Here is a 12597-nt window from a genome sequence, read left to right as displayed (position 1 = left end):
GGTCAGATGGCCTTCTTCGCGCGGAGCGAATCGATCTCCTCGGGCGCGAAGCCGAATTCGCGCAGCACCGAGCTGGTGTGCTCGCCGCGCTCCGGCGTCGGCCGGCGCGGCGGCTCCACGCCTTCGAGCTGCATCGGCGGCCGCACCAGCGTGATCTCGCCGAGCTGCGGATGCTGCACCGGCCAGGCGAGGCCGAGATGCTGCACCTGCGCGTCGGCGAAGACCTGGTCCATGCTGTAGACGGGGCCGCAGGGCACGCCGGCGACGTTGAACTTCTCCACCCAGTTGGCCGCCGTGTCGGTCTCCAGCTTCGCCTGGAGGACGGCATTGGTCTTGGCGCGGTTCCTGGAGCGCAGCGCGTCGGTGGCGAGGTCGGGGTCCGCGGCTTCCTGCTCGATGCCGAGCACGGCGACGATGCGCCGCCACATCTCACCGCCGCCGCCGGCGATGTTGATGACGCCGTCGCTGGTGCGGAAGAGGCCGGTCGGGATGGTGGTGGGGTGGTCGTTGCCGGCCTGCTTCGGCACCTCGCCCTTCATGGTCCAGCGGGTCGCCTGGAAGTCCATCATGGCGACCATGGCCTCCAGCAGGGAGGTGTGCACCCAGCGGCCCTTACCGGTCTGCTCCCGCTCCAGCAGCGCGACCAGGATGCCGATGGCGGTGTAGAGCCCGGCGGTGAGGTCGGCCACCGGGATGCCGGCGCGCACCGGACCCTGGCCGGGCAGGCCGGTGACGCTCATCAGCCCGCCCATGCCCTGGGCAATCTGATCGAAGCCCGGGCGCTTGGCATAGGGGCCGTCCTGCCCGAAACCGGAGATGGAGGCGAGCACGATGCGCGGGTTGATGGCGGCGAGCGCCTCGTAGTCGATGCCCAGCCGCTGCTTCACGTCCGGGCGGTAGTTCTCCACCACCACATCGGCCTGCGCCACCATCCGCTTGAACACCGCCAGCCCGTCGGGCGACTTCAGGTTCAGGGTGATGGAGCGCTTGTTGCGGTGGACGTTCTGGTAATCCGGGCCGTGCGTGTCGCCGCCCAGGCCCTTGCCGGTGTCGATCTCCTCGGGCGCCTCGATCTTGATGACGTTGGCGCCCCAGTCGGCAAGCTGGCGGACGGCGGTGGGGCCGGAGCGGACCCGCGTGAGATCGAGCACGGTGAAGCGGGCAAGCGGCAGCATGGCCTTGGGTTCCTCCGTCTGGCGTGCTCCGGAGGCGCCCTGATGGGCGCCTGGAGCCGTGGCAGGCAGAGTAGCCCCGCGCGGCGCCGCGGGAACCCCCGCCAGCCCACCGGATTCAGCCGAGCGGACTGTCGGAGAGGCGGGCGAAGGGGCCGTAAAGGTCGCAGAGGTCGGTGGCGTCGGTCAGCCGCTTGTATCGCAGGGCCGAGAAGGGCTCCTGCGGCTGCACGGCCAGCAGTTGCTTGCCGTGCCGGTCCAGGAACATGCGGTGGCTGAAGCTGTCGCCACGGTGAATCACATAGATGTCACGCATCTCAGCCGCCTTGTCGGCGAGGTCGTTCAGCGCCCAGCGGCGCCACGCGACCGACCAGCCCTCCTTGGTGCGGGTCAGGGCGCGCGGGTCCATCTCGGCATGCCGGGCGAAGAAATCGGCATAGGCTTCCGCAAGCCGCTCCAGCTCGGCGCGCAGACGGGCGACAATGGGGTTGAGGCTGGGCGGCAACTCCGCCAGCTCCCGGTGCACGTCGGTGCCGCCATAGCCGGTGAAACGCGCCCGGTTGTAGTCGGCCAGGGGGGATGAACTGCGCGGCCCGCCCGGCACCACATCAGGCAATTCCGGCATTGCCGGTCCCTTCCACAGCTCGCTCATGCGCCCTGCCTCCTGCTGGCAGGCGTTTTTGGCAGGGAAACGATGAACGAGTCGTTTGCGACGGGGCAGAAGGAGAAAAAGGCCGGGGGAAGGAATTCCCCCGGACCCCCATCTTCTTTTTGTCAGTTCGGGCAGGCTGGCGGTCGGCGCAGGAGGATTGGAGAGAAAAGAAGGGAGCCCGGGGAAATTCCTTTCCCCGGGCTTTTCCGGGGCTCACGCTGCGACGGTGTAGCCTTCTTCCGTCACCAGCTCGGCGATGCGCTGACGCGGCAGGCTGGTGGTGGCGCGCACGGTCTTGCCCTGCAGGTCCACCGTCACCTCGGCGGTGGAGTCCTCGGCACGGATCGCCTCGGTCACGGCGCGCGCGCAGTGGCCGCAGGTCATGCCCTGCACGTTCAGGATATGGGTCTCGGTCATGGGCTCTTCTCCAGTTCATCCAGGATCGGGCAGTCGGGGCGGGCATCGCCGTGGCAATGCGCCGCCAGGTGGCGCAGGCTGGCCGCCATGGCCTGCATCGCCTGCGCCTTGCTCTCCAGCGCCGCCACATGCGCCAGGGCGATTTGCCGGACATCGGCGCTGGCGCGGTTGCGGTCGCGCCAGAGGGCCAGGAGCTTCCGCACATCCTCCAGCGGGAAGGCGAGTGCCCGCGCATGGCGGATGAAGCGCAGCACCGCGAGGTCGGCCTCGGCATAGTCGCGGTAGCCATTGACCAGGCGCTGCGGTGTCACCAGCCCCTGCGTCTCGTAGTGGCGGATCATCTTGGCGCTGACGCCGGAGCGCCGCGCCGCCTCGCCAATGTTCATGTCCGCACCTTCCAGCGGGTCAGCAGCAGCGCGTTGGACAGCACCGCCACCGAGGAGAAAGCCATCGCCGCGCCGGCCAGCGCCGGGGAAAGGTAGCCCAGCGCCGCCAGTGGGATGCCCAGCGTGTTGAAGCCGAAGGCCCAGGCCAGGTTCTGCCGGATCTTTGCCAGTGTCGCGCGGGTGATGGCGAGGGTGGCGGGGACCAGCACCGGGTCCGGGCGCAGCAGGGTGACATGGGCGGCGGCGATGGCGGCATCCGTGCCGCTGCCCATGGCGATGCCGAGATCGGCGGTGGCGAGCGCGGCGGCGTCGTTCACGCCGTCGCCCACCATGGCGACGCGGGCGCCTTCGCCCTGCCAGGCGGCCACCTGCGCGGCCTTGCCCTCGGGCAGCACCTCCGCCGCGACCTCGGCGATGCCGAGGCGCTGCGCCACCGCCTGCGCGGCGGCCGGGCCGTCGCCGCTGACCATGGCGGTGCGGACATGCTGCACCGCCAGCGCCCGGATCGCCTCGGCCGCGCCCGGGCGCGGCATATCGGCAAAGGCGAGCAGCGCCAGGGTGCGCCGGCTGATGGGGTCGATCAGCCAGGAGATGGTCTGGCCCTCCGCGGCGGCAGCCTGGGAAGCGGCGGCAAGCTCGCCGGGCTCGGCGCCACTCTCCGCCAGCAGGCGCTGGCTGCCGAGCACCAGCCGGCGGCCCTCCACCACGCCCTCCACGCCACGGCCGGGCAGGGCGCGGAAGGATTCAGCGGGGAGCGGCGCCGCGCCGGCCGCCTCCAGCACGGCGCGGGCCAGCGGGTGCTCGCTGCCAGCCTGCAGGCGGGCGGCGGCCTGCAGCGCGGCCTCCCGCGTGGTGCCGGGGGCGGGGTGCAGGGCGGCGAGGCGGGGGCGGCCCTCGGTCAGCGTGCCGGTCTTGTCGAAGGCAACCAGGGTGATGTGCCCGGCCTGCTCGATGGCCGCGGCGTCGCGGATCAGGATGCCGGCGCGTGCCGCCGCGCCCGTGCCGGCCATGATGGCGGCCGGAGTGGCGAGACCGAGCGCGCAGGGGCAGGCGATGACCAGCACCGCCACGGCATGCAGGATGGCCGTGGCCACGCCGGCACCCGCCAGCAGCCAGCCGAGGAAGGTCAGGGCCGCGATGCCGACCACCGCCGGCACGAAGACGGCGCTGACCCGGTCCACCAGCTTCTGCACCGGGGCGCGGCTGGCCTGCGCCGCCTGCACCAGCGCCGCCACCTGGGCGAGGCGGGTGTCGCCGCCGACCGCGGTGGCGCGCAGCACCAGCCGCCCGTCCAGCGTGACGGTGCCGGTGGCGACGCTGTCGCCGGGGTTCTTCTCGACGGGGCGGCTCTCGCCGGTGAGGGCGCTCTCGTCCACCCCGGCGGCACCTTCCTCGACCGTGCCATCGGCGGGAATGCGCTCGCCGGGGCGGACCACCACGCGGTCGCCCACATGCAGGGTGGCGATCGGCACCTCCTCCTCGCGTCCTTCGGCGTCGAGGCGGCGGGCGGTGCGGGGTCGCAGCGCCAGCAGCTCGGCGATGGCGGCGCCGGTGGCGCGCTTGGCGCGCGCCTCGAAGAAGCGGCCGAGCAGCACGAAGGCGATGACGACGGCCGAGGCCTCGAAATAGAGGTGCTGCTCGCCCTGCAGCAACTGCACGAGGGAAAGGCCGTAGGCGGCGCTGGTGCCGATGGCGACCAGCAGGTCCATGTTGCCGGTGCGGGCCTTCAGCGCCGCCCAGCCGGCGCGATAGAAGCGCCAGCCCAGCCAGAACTGCAGCGGGGTGGCCAGCAGGAGCTGCGCCCAGCCCGGCGGCATCCAGTGCTGACCGAACAGCATTCCCACCATGCCGGCGAGGAAGGGCGCGGCCAGGGCGAAGGCCACCACCAGCTCGGCCAGCTCGCGCCGCGCCCGGGCCTGATGGGCGGCCTCCTCCGATTCGGCCTCGGCGCCCAGGACGCTGTAGCCAGCCTTCTCCACCGCCGCCGTCAGCAAGGCGGGGTCGAGCCCGGCCAGGGTGCGCAGATGCGCCCGCTCGGTGGCCAGGTTCACCGAGACCTCCAGCACGCCCGGCACCTTGCGCAGCGCCCGCTCGACGCGTCCGGCGCAGCTGGCACAGGTCATGCCACCGATGGAAAGCTCCTGCGTGGCCTCGCCGACGCCGTAGCCGGCCTTCTCCACCGCCGCCGTCAGCTCGGCGAGGGCGGCGCTGCCCGCGGCCTCGGCGCGCTCGCTGGCCAGGTTGACACGGGCGGCGGTGACGCCGGGGACGCGCTTCAGGGCACGCTCGACGCGTCCGGCGCAGCTCGCGCAGGTCATGCCCGTGATGGGCAGCGAGACGGTCTGGGAAGGGGGGGGCTGGTCCGGCATGGCAGGGAGATAGGGATTCCCATAATGGGAAGGTCAAGGGATGCATTGACGTTGCCTTCGCGGCAGGGAACATGCCGCGCCATGCACCGCGTCGCCCTGCTGCTTGCCCTTCTCGCGCTTCCGCCCGCCGCCCATGCCCAGGCGCCGGCCGGGGAGCATCAGATCCAGGTCGTCAACCGCACCGGCCAGGAGGCCAGCGCGGTCTATGCGGTGCGCGACGGCCGCGCCGGCTGGGGCGCGAACACGCTGCCCCGGCCGATGCCGAGCGGGAAGGTCTTCACCCTGCGCACCCGCGCTGAGGCCGGCTGCCGCTTCGACATCCGCATGGTGGTGGCCGACCGGCGGGAGGCGGTTCTGCGCGACCGCGACATCTGCGCCGAGCCGCGCGTGGTGGTGGAGACCGCCGACCTGCGCGCCGCGCCCAGCCAGCCGGCGCCGGGCGCGCCGAACCCGCGCGCCCGCGTTTCCTCCGGCACCGGCTTCGTGGTGGCGACGGACCGGGTGCTGACCAACCAGCATGTCGTCGGCGGTTGCGGCCGCATCTTCATCCGCACCGCCGATGGGCGGATGCTGCCGGCCGTGCCGCCCGCCAAGGTGGACGCCACGCTCGACCTCGCCCTGCTGGCGGTGCCGGGCAATCCCGGCGAGGTGCTGCCCTTCCGCGGCGCCCCCGAGGTGCGGCGGGGGGAGGGGGTGATCGCCTATGGCTTTCCGCTGCCGGGGCTGCTCTCCTCCGACCCCAAGCTGACGCGCGGCGAGGTGAACGGGCTGGCCGGGCTCGGCAACAATGCCAGCCACTACCAGGTCAGCGCCGAGGTGCAGCCGGGCAATTCCGGCGGACCGCTGCTGGACCTGCACGGGCATGTGGTGGGGGTGGTGGTCAGCAAGCTGCACGCGCAGAATATCGCCAAGCGCATCGGCGACATCCCGCAGAACGTGAACTTCGCGGTGAAGGGCGATGCGGCGCAGGCCTTCCTGCGGCGGGCCGGCTTGGCGCCGGCAACGGGAACCAGCCGCGGCGAGGAGATGAGCGGGGCGGATGTGGGGGAAATCGCCCATCGGGGGACGGTGTTCATCCGCTGCGAACGGTAGGGCCGAGGGGGCGCCGCCCCCTCAGGCTCCCCCGCCAGGGGCCAGGCGGCCCCTGGACCCGGCATCAGTGAGGGAGAACACCCCAATGGACGCACAACATTCGGCTCTCGTGGCGCTGGGGCACGCCGAGCGTGGCGACTGGGAGGCCGCGCACCAGGTGGTGCAGGCGCATGAGGGCGAGCCCGGTTGCGACTGGGTACATGCGCATCTGCATCGCTGGGAAGGCGATGCCGGCAATGCGGCCTATTGGTACCGGCGGGCCGGCCAGCCGGTGGCGCGCGGCGAACTGGCCGCCGAGCGCGCCGCCATCCGCGCCGCCCTGGAAAACTGATGGCGGGGTCCGGGGTGACACGGTCACCCCGGCGGGGGTTCCAGGGGGCGGCGCCCCCTGGGATCAGGCCCGGAACGCCACGCTTCCGGTGGCGCCGACGTCGTACCCGGTCAGCCGCTCCGCCCGTGCCCGGAAGCCGGGCATCCGCGCAAAGGCCAGCAGCGCCTGAAGCGGAGGGCTGAACCAGTCCTGCGCACGGGCCACCAGGTCGAAGCGCTCGCGCACCAGCGGCAGGAAGTGCAGCCCCCGGGCCGCCGCCTCGGCGCGGATGCCGAAGCCGGCCTCGGCGCGGCCATCGGCGACGGCCGCGGCCACCTCGTCCTCCGCCAGGGCGGCCTGTGGCAGGAAGCGGATGGCCTCCAGGCGGATGCCGGCCTCGGCCAGCAGGTGCATCAGCAGGAGATGGCTGCCCGCGCGGGACTGCCGGCCGATGACGCGGATCTCGGGCCGGGTCAGGTCGGCGATGCCGGTGAGGCGGCGCGGATTGCCGGCGGGCAGGATCAGCCCCTGCTCGCGCCAGGCCCAGACCAGCCCGACCGCCTGCGCATCCGGCAGGAGGTCGCGCACCGTGGCCTCGTTGAAGGCGCCGCCATCCGGGTCGGGCAGGTGGGTGGCGGCGGCGAGGGCGCGGCCCTCCGCCAGCACTTCCAGCCCCGCCAGGCTGCCGCCGGCGGCGATCGCCAGGCCGCAGCCGGATTGCCGCACCGCCCAGTCGAGCAGCGGATCATGGCTGCCGGCGAGGATCGGCGGCGGGTCGAGCCGGGCAGCCTGCGGACCGGCCTCGCGCGCCATCCAGCGCAGCAGCAGCGCGCGGGGGAAGACCCATTTGCCCGCCAGGAAGACCGCGGGCAGGCGCTGCTGGCGGGCGAGGTCGTAGAGCGCCCGCTCGGAGAGGCGGAGAAGGAGGGCAGCCTCCTTCAGCGTCAGGAAGTCCGGCATTTCACGGCAGGTTCCGGCAGGTGGTGCATGGCGGATTTCCCGTGGCGGGGTTGGGGGCGGCATTTGCCGTGCCATTCTGCTCCTAAGCACAATGCCAGCCCGGGACCAGAGCCATGCGCCGCCGCCGTTTCCTTGCCGCCCTCCCCCTGCTGCTCGGCCTGCTGGGAGCGCTCCCCGCCGCCGCGCAGGAGCGCAGCATCACCGTCGCCTCCACCACTTCCACCGAGCAGTCCGGCCTGTTCGGGCATATTCTGCCGCTCTTCACCCAGGCGACGGGCATCAAGGTGCGGGTGGTGGCACTGGGCACCGGGCAGGCACTCGATGTCGGGCGGCGCGGCGATGCCGATGTCGTCTTCGTGCATGACCGCGCGGCGGAGCGGAAATTCCTCGACGAGGGCTTCGCCACCAGGCGCTACCCGGTGATGTACAACGACTTTGTGATGATCGGGCCGAAGGATGACCCGGCCGGGGTGAAGGTCGCCGGGCCGGATATCGTGAAGGCGCTGCAGCGCATCGCCGAGAAGAAGGCACCTTTCATCAGCCGCGGCGACCGCTCCGGCACCCATGCGGCGGAGCTGCGCCTGTGGAAGCTGGCCGGCATCGACCCGGCCCAGGGGCGGGGGGACTGGTACCGCGAGATCGGCCAGGGCATGGGGCCGGCGCTGAACACCGCGGCGGCGGCGGCGGATGCCTATCTGCTCTCCGACCGCGGCACCTGGATCAGCTTCCGCAACCGCCGCGACCTCGCCGTGCTGACCGAGGGCGACAAGCGGCTGTTCAACCAGTACGGCGTGATGCTGGTGAACCCGGCGAAGCACCCGCAGGTGAAGGTGGAGGAAGGTCAGGCCTTCATCGACTGGCTGATCTCGGAGCCGGGGCAGCAGGCCATCGCCGGCTACAGGATCGACGGGCAGCAGCTCTTTTTTCCGAACGCCAACGACCCGGAAGGCTGAGGAGCCTGGAAGAGAAATTCCCCGGAGCTCCTTCCCGGCGTCGGCTATTCCGGCTGCGTGGTGGGCGAGAGGCGCACCCCCTGGGTCTGGAAGGCGGCGTCGGCACTGCGCTGCACCTCGGTCTCCAGCACCAGGGCGGCGACAGCAGCGATCGCGACGGCGGCGACGACGCCGCTGATGAAGGCTTTCATGACAGGCGCTCCGTTCCCCGGAATGGCTTCCCTGGAGCTATGGGCGGCGGCGGCGCCTGTCGCAAGAGGGACTCGGCGGTGGCGAGTTCCTCCGGCGTGTTGGCGTTGAAGAAGGGGTCGAAAGGGGCGGTGGGCCATTCCGCCTCGGCGCAGCCGAAACGGGCGGTCCAGCGGTCGATCTTGCGCTCGCCTCCTTCGAGGGCCGCGCGGAGCTCGGCCCGCAGCGCCACCGGCCAGAGGCCGATCGGCGGATGCGCCCAGCCGCCCGAGCGGGCGCAGGCCAGCGGCACTTCCGCGGCCGCGCGGGCGGCATGCAGCCGCGCCACCAGGTAGGCGGGGATGAAAGGCGAATCGCCGGGCACCGAGGCCACCCAGGCGAGGTCCGGCCGGTGCGCCGCCGCCCAGTCCAGCGCCGCCAGGATGCCGGCCAGCGGGCCGGGATAGTCCGGCAGGCCATCCGGCACCACGGGCAGGCCCCAGGCGGCGAAGCGGGCGGGCTCGCCATTGGCGTTCAGCAGCAGGGCGGCAACCTGCGGGCGCAGCCGCTCCAGCACATGCGCCAGCAGCGGGCGGCCGCCCAGCGGGCGCAGCGGCTTGTCGCCGCCGCCCATCCGGCGGGCGAGGCCCCCGGCCAGGACGACGCCGAGCGTGTCAGGCGCCATGGCTCTCGGCCTCGCGGCTGTTCTTGCGCCAGTGGCGGGAGCTTTCCTCGCCCTCCCGCTGCGGGTCGGCGTCGAAGACGATGCGGTGCTCGCCGGCCAAGGCGATGAAGCGGCTGCCCTTGCAGCGGCCGACCAGCGTCAGCCCGACCTCCTGCGCCAGCTCCACGCCCCAGGCGGTGAAGCCGGAGCGCGAGATCAGGATCGGGATGCCCATGCGGACGGTCTTGATGACCATTTCGGAGGTCAGGCGGCCGGTGGTGTAGAAGATCTTGTCGGCGCCCGGCTCGCCGTGGCGGAACATCCAGCCGGCGATCTTGTCCACCGCGTTGTGGCGGCCGACATCCTCCATGTAGACGATCGGCGCGTCCGCCTTGCACAGCGCGCAGCCATGAATGGCGCCCGCCTCCAGGTAGAGCGTCGGCAGGGTGTTGATGGCGCGCAGCAGGCCGTAGAGCCAGGAGGTGCGCAGTTCCGCCTCCGCCGGCAGTCGGGCCTGGGAGAAATTTTCCATCAGGTCCCCGAAGGCGGTGCCCTGGGCACAGCCGGAGGTCAGCGTCTTCTTCTTCAGCCTGGCCTCGTGGTCGGTCGGCCGCTCCGTCCGCACCACGACGACGCCCAGATCCTCGTCATGCTCGATGGCCGTGACGATATCGTCCGGGCGCAGCATGTTCTGGTTGAGCAGGTAGCCCAGGGCCAGGTCCTCCGGCCGGTCGCCGATCGTCATCATGGTGACGATCTCCTGGCCGTTCAGATAGAGCGTCAGCGGCCGCTCGACGGTGACGCTGACCTCGACCGGCGCGCCAGTCTGGTCCAGCCCGCGCACGCGGCGCGTCAGGCGGGGGTCGGTCGGGTCGGGGCGGACGCGCAGTGTGTCGGGCATGAGGAAAGAGATGCGCCCGCAGCCGGGGGCACTCAATCCCCGCAGTGAAGGTCGGGGGGAATGAATTCCCCCCGAGCCCCCCTTCTTCCTTCTGTCAGTTCGGGGCTGCGCGGGCCGCCAGCATGCGTGAAGACTCGAAGGGAAAAGAAGGGGGCCTGGGGGAATTCATTCCCCCAGCCTTGCCGGTGTGCCCCTCATTCCCCGCCGCCCCGCAGGGCCAGGGGGCGCATCAGGAAAGCGGTGCCCCAGCCCCAGCCGCCATTGATGACGAGCCACTGCCACCAGACGTCGTCGAAGCCCGGCACGCGCGGCAGGACGCTGAACAGGCTCAGGCCGAAGGCGCCGAAGAGGAAGCCTGTCAGCAGGTCCGGCAGGGCGTGCACGGCGCGCAGCGCCAGGGCCAGCGCACCGCCGCCCAGGGCGCCGGCCAGCATCAGCCCATAGAGCGCCGGCAGGTTGCTGGAGGGCAGCGGCGCAAACAGGAAGCCCCGCTCCGGCACCAGATGGAACACCTGATGCAGCACGAACAGACTGGACTGGTGGAAGGCGACGATGGCAACGGCCCCGACGGTCAGCCCCCCGGCCAGGGCGCGGCGGGTCCAGAAAGGAATCGGGCGCAAAAGCAACTGCGCCACCAGCAGCGCCGCCGCGCCAAGGCCCGCCGCACGCCCCAGCGTGGAGGGCGCGACATCATCCAGTGCGGTGCCGAGCGGCAGGGGCGTGGTGCCGCCATTTCCGGCCATGACGGTTGCTGCCAGGAAGAAACCCAGCCCCAGCAGCGCACCGCAGAGGGCGATGCGCAGCAGCCACCGGAACCATGCCATCGGGAGCGGTCGCGGCTCAGGCGGGGAGCGGCAGTGCGCGGCAGCAGGCCTGGCCGGGTTCTCCCCTCGGCGGCGCCTTTCTGGCAGCGGTCTTCAGGCCCATGGCCGGCACTCCTGTTACCAGGGCGTCGGTAGGCCGGCAATCGGCGGCGTGCAAGCGGTGGACGTGAAGAATGGCTGAATCTTCGCGTCCCTGGTTCGTAAGTGCTAAAAGGTGGCAAGCCAGGCCGCCGCGGCCGTGCCACGGGCGATGGCGACGGTGGCGCCCGTGCCCTCGCCGGGGAGGAACTCCTCCAGCGGGCGGAAGTGGACATCGAGCGCGTTCTGCCGCGCCAGGAGGCGCGCCTGGGTCTCCTGGGCGGGGGTGAGGATGCGGATCTCGGTGGCGTCGGGCATCGCGTCTCTCCTCAGGCTCGCAGCACGGGGCCGAAGGCGTCCGTGCTGGTGGCGCGCACCACCGCGGCAAAGAGGCGCAGGGCATCGGGACCGCCCTGGTCGAGCAGGGCGCCGCCCTCCATCTCGCGCGCCAGCAGCTCGGCATGGCCGGCGAGCGTCTCGGCGGCGCGGCGCAGCGCCTCCTGGGAGAGGGCGAGCTGCTGCTGCTCGGAGAAGTCGTGCCAGTTGATGGGCCGTTTGGACATGGGAGAAGGTCCTGAAGCTGGGCCATCCTGGCATCGGATCCGCCTTGGTGGCGGCATGGTGAGGATGCCGCACACACCTTAACGGCGGCTGAACGCCGGGTGCCGTTCTCCTTACGTCTCCCGAACCAGCTCGTAGAGCGCCACCGCCGCCGCGACGGAGACGTTGAGGCTTTCCACCGCGCCGGTGATCGGCAGCCGCACCAGCTCGTCGCAGGTCTCCCGCTGCAGGCGGCGCAGGCCGGTATCCTCCGCACCGAGCACCAGCGCGACGGGCCGGTCCTTCGGCTTGGCCCGGGCCAGTTCGGTGGTCGCCTCGCCGGCCAGGCCCATCACCCAGTAGCCGGCGCGCTGCAGCATCTGGATGGCGCGCGCCAGGTTCACCTCGCGCACCACGGGGAGGACCTCCAGCGCGCCGGCGGCGGCGCGGGCCATCGCCGCCGTCTCGGGCGGGGCGTTGCGGTCCTGCATCACCACCGCGGCGGCGCCGAAGGCGGCAGCGGAGCGCAGGATGGCACCGACATTGCGCGGGTCGGTCACCTGGTCGAGCAGCAGCACCGGGCCGCGCGAGCGGGCCAGCGCCTCCTCCAGCGGGGTGGGCGGCAGCGGCTCGCAGAGCAGCGCGGCGCCCTGGTGGACGGCATCCTCCGGCAGGAAGGTCTGGAAGCGGCCGCGCTCCGCCCGCTCGGCCTGCACGGGCCAGGGCTTCGGGCGCTCGGCGAGCAGCGCCTGCTCGGCCTCGGCGGTCAGCAGCAGGCGGCGCAGGCGCCGGCGCGGGTTGCCGAGCGCGGCGGCCACGGCGTGCAGGCCGTAGAGCCAGTGGGTGCCGGGCTCGCCGCGCTCGCGCGGGGCGGGGCGTTCGGGGGCGGCGGCCGGATCGGGGCGCGGGCCACGGGGAGAGGAGCGCTCGCCACCGGCCCCGTGGGGCGGGCGGGCATGCGGGGTGGCGCCAGGGCCTTCGTCGCGGCTGCGGGAGGGGAGGCGTGGGCCGGTGGGCCGGCGGGGCGGGCGTGACATGGCGGCATCCTGCGGATCGGCGGCGCGGGCGCAAGCGGTCCGGCGCGGATTCTTCACGCGATCCGTTCAGGGCG

16 protein-coding genes are annotated in these 12597 nt (G+C 72.4%); 3 read left to right on the top strand and 13 right to left on the bottom strand.

The genetic code is table 11. The features are described from left to right. Positions 1-2: 2 nt before the first annotated feature. The 5 genes from QMO56_RS16835 to QMO56_RS16815 form a co-directional block, all read right to left on the bottom strand. Complete coding sequence (locus QMO56_RS16835) at positions 3-1175, bottom strand: CaiB/BaiF CoA-transferase family protein (protein ID WP_283527546.1); 1173 nt, start codon at positions 1173-1175, stop codon at positions 3-5. Between the two features lie 115 nt (positions 1176-1290). Continuing rightward, positions 1291-1824, bottom strand: a complete 534-nt coding sequence (locus QMO56_RS16830; RefSeq protein WP_283527544.1) for a hypothetical protein — start codon at positions 1822-1824, stop codon at positions 1291-1293. A gap of 213 nt (positions 1825-2037) precedes the next feature. Then, positions 2038-2241 (bottom strand): heavy-metal-associated domain-containing protein, encoded by a 204-nt coding sequence (locus QMO56_RS16825; RefSeq protein ID WP_283527542.1) that lies wholly within the window; start codon positions 2239-2241, stop codon positions 2038-2040. Beyond that, positions 2238-2627 carry a Cu(I)-responsive transcriptional regulator gene (gene cueR, locus QMO56_RS16820; RefSeq protein WP_283527539.1) on the bottom strand — a complete coding sequence of 130 codons (390 nt, stop codon included), beginning with the start codon at positions 2625-2627 and terminating at the stop codon, positions 2238-2240. Before cueR ends, QMO56_RS16825 begins: the two co-directional genes overlap by 4 nt. Beyond that, complete coding sequence (locus QMO56_RS16815) at positions 2624-4996, bottom strand: heavy metal translocating P-type ATPase (protein ID WP_283527537.1); 2373 nt, start codon at positions 4994-4996, stop codon at positions 2624-2626. The genes cueR and QMO56_RS16815 overlap by 4 nt, the downstream gene beginning before the upstream one ends. Before the next feature lie 81 nt (positions 4997-5077). Between QMO56_RS16815 and QMO56_RS16810 the strand changes: the two genes are divergently transcribed. Then, a complete protein-coding gene (locus QMO56_RS16810; protein ID WP_283527535.1) occupies positions 5078-6088 on the top strand; it encodes a trypsin-like peptidase domain-containing protein in 1011 nt (336 codons plus the stop codon). A gap of 85 nt (positions 6089-6173) precedes the next feature. After that, a complete protein-coding gene (locus tag QMO56_RS16805) occupies positions 6174-6419 on the top strand; it encodes a hypothetical protein (RefSeq protein ID WP_283527533.1) in 246 nt (81 codons plus the stop codon). Between the two features lie 63 nt (positions 6420-6482). Here the strand turns inward: QMO56_RS16805 and QMO56_RS16800 are convergent, their stop codons facing one another. Beyond that, positions 6483-7358 (bottom strand): helix-turn-helix transcriptional regulator, encoded by an 876-nt coding sequence (locus QMO56_RS16800; protein WP_283527531.1) that lies wholly within the window; start codon positions 7356-7358, stop codon positions 6483-6485. A gap of 113 nt (positions 7359-7471) precedes the next feature. Here QMO56_RS16800 and QMO56_RS16795 point away from each other — a divergent pair, with 113 nt between their 5' ends. After that, positions 7472-8311: an extracellular solute-binding protein gene (locus QMO56_RS16795; protein WP_283527529.1), complete on the top strand. Its 840-nt coding sequence runs from the start codon at positions 7472-7474 to the stop codon at positions 8309-8311. 44 nt (positions 8312-8355) lie between these two features. Here QMO56_RS16795 and QMO56_RS16790 read toward each other — a convergent pair whose 3' ends face one another. From QMO56_RS16790 to rlmB, 7 genes are all read right to left on the bottom strand, one after another. Beyond that, a complete protein-coding gene (locus QMO56_RS16790; protein WP_283527527.1) occupies positions 8356-8502 on the bottom strand; it encodes a hypothetical protein in 147 nt (48 codons plus the stop codon). Next, positions 8499-9164 carry a molybdenum cofactor guanylyltransferase MobA gene (gene mobA / locus QMO56_RS16785; RefSeq protein ID WP_283527525.1) on the bottom strand — a complete coding sequence of 222 codons (666 nt, stop codon included), beginning with the start codon at positions 9162-9164 and terminating at the stop codon, positions 8499-8501. Before mobA ends, QMO56_RS16790 begins: the two co-directional genes overlap by 4 nt. Then, entirely contained in the window at positions 9154-10044 is an 891-nt protein-coding gene (gene fdhD / locus QMO56_RS16780; protein WP_283527523.1) for a formate dehydrogenase accessory sulfurtransferase FdhD, read from the bottom strand. The genes mobA and fdhD overlap by 11 nt, the downstream gene beginning before the upstream one ends. A 194-nt stretch (positions 10045-10238) precedes the next feature. Further along, positions 10239-10868, bottom strand: coding sequence for a hypothetical protein (locus tag QMO56_RS16775; protein ID WP_283527521.1), 630 nt, complete (start codon positions 10866-10868; stop codon positions 10239-10241). Positions 10869-11075: 207 nt separating this feature from the next. Continuing rightward, complete coding sequence (locus QMO56_RS16770; RefSeq protein ID WP_283527519.1) at positions 11076-11264, bottom strand: hypothetical protein; 189 nt, start codon at positions 11262-11264, stop codon at positions 11076-11078. 11 nt (positions 11265-11275) lie between these two features. Further along, positions 11276-11509: a hypothetical protein gene (locus tag QMO56_RS16765; RefSeq protein WP_283527518.1), complete on the bottom strand. Its 234-nt coding sequence runs from the start codon at positions 11507-11509 to the stop codon at positions 11276-11278. Positions 11510-11620: 111 nt separating this feature from the next. Then, a complete protein-coding gene (gene rlmB, locus QMO56_RS16760; protein WP_283527516.1) occupies positions 11621-12523 on the bottom strand; it encodes a 23S rRNA (guanosine(2251)-2'-O)-methyltransferase RlmB in 903 nt (300 codons plus the stop codon). Positions 12524-12597: the final 74 nt, after the last annotated feature.

The organism is Roseomonas sp. E05 (genome assembly GCF_030063475.1).
Lineage (GTDB): Bacteria > Pseudomonadota > Alphaproteobacteria > Acetobacterales > Acetobacteraceae > Pseudoroseomonas.
Note: the sequence above shows the minus strand (reverse complement) of the source record. Positions and strands in the feature narration are given on the sequence as shown.

Bases quoted from the DNA above. Each gene is read 5' to 3' on its own strand.
- mobA (WP_283527525.1), bottom strand. From the start codon at position 9,164: ATGGCGCCTGACACGCTCGGCGTCGTCCTGGCCGGGGGCCTCGCCCGC.
- QMO56_RS16825 (WP_283527542.1), bottom strand. From the start codon at position 2,241: ATGACCGAGACCCATATCCTGAACGTGCAGGGCATGACCTGCGGCCAC.
- QMO56_RS16810 (WP_283527535.1), top strand. From the start codon at position 5,078: ATGCACCGCGTCGCCCTGCTGCTTGCCCTTCTCGCGCTTCCGCCCGCC.
- QMO56_RS16830 (WP_283527544.1), bottom strand. From the start codon at position 1,824: ATGAGCGAGCTGTGGAAGGGACCGGCAATGCCGGAATTGCCTGATGTG.
- QMO56_RS16765 (WP_283527518.1), bottom strand. From the start codon at position 11,509: ATGTCCAAACGGCCCATCAACTGGCACGACTTCTCCGAGCAGCAGCAG.
- fdhD (WP_283527523.1), bottom strand. From the start codon at position 10,044: ATGCCCGACACACTGCGCGTCCGCCCCGACCCGACCGACCCCCGCCTG.
- QMO56_RS16815 (WP_283527537.1), bottom strand. From the start codon at position 4,996: ATGCCGGACCAGCCCCCCCCTTCCCAGACCGTCTCGCTGCCCATCACG.
- QMO56_RS16790 (WP_283527527.1), bottom strand. From the start codon at position 8,502: ATGAAAGCCTTCATCAGCGGCGTCGTCGCCGCCGTCGCGATCGCTGCT.
- QMO56_RS16795 (WP_283527529.1), top strand. From the start codon at position 7,472: ATGCGCCGCCGCCGTTTCCTTGCCGCCCTCCCCCTGCTGCTCGGCCTG.
- cueR (WP_283527539.1), bottom strand. From the start codon at position 2,627: ATGAACATTGGCGAGGCGGCGCGGCGCTCCGGCGTCAGCGCCAAGATG.
- QMO56_RS16835 (WP_283527546.1), bottom strand. From the start codon at position 1,175: ATGCTGCCGCTTGCCCGCTTCACCGTGCTCGATCTCACGCGGGTCCGC.
- QMO56_RS16770 (WP_283527519.1), bottom strand. From the start codon at position 11,264: ATGCCCGACGCCACCGAGATCCGCATCCTCACCCCCGCCCAGGAGACC.
- QMO56_RS16800 (WP_283527531.1), bottom strand. From the start codon at position 7,358: ATGCCGGACTTCCTGACGCTGAAGGAGGCTGCCCTCCTTCTCCGCCTC.
- QMO56_RS16775 (WP_283527521.1), bottom strand. From the start codon at position 10,868: ATGGCATGGTTCCGGTGGCTGCTGCGCATCGCCCTCTGCGGTGCGCTG.
- rlmB (WP_283527516.1), bottom strand. From the start codon at position 12,523: ATGTCACGCCCGCCCCGCCGGCCCACCGGCCCACGCCTCCCCTCCCGC.
- QMO56_RS16805 (WP_283527533.1), top strand. From the start codon at position 6,174: ATGGACGCACAACATTCGGCTCTCGTGGCGCTGGGGCACGCCGAGCGT.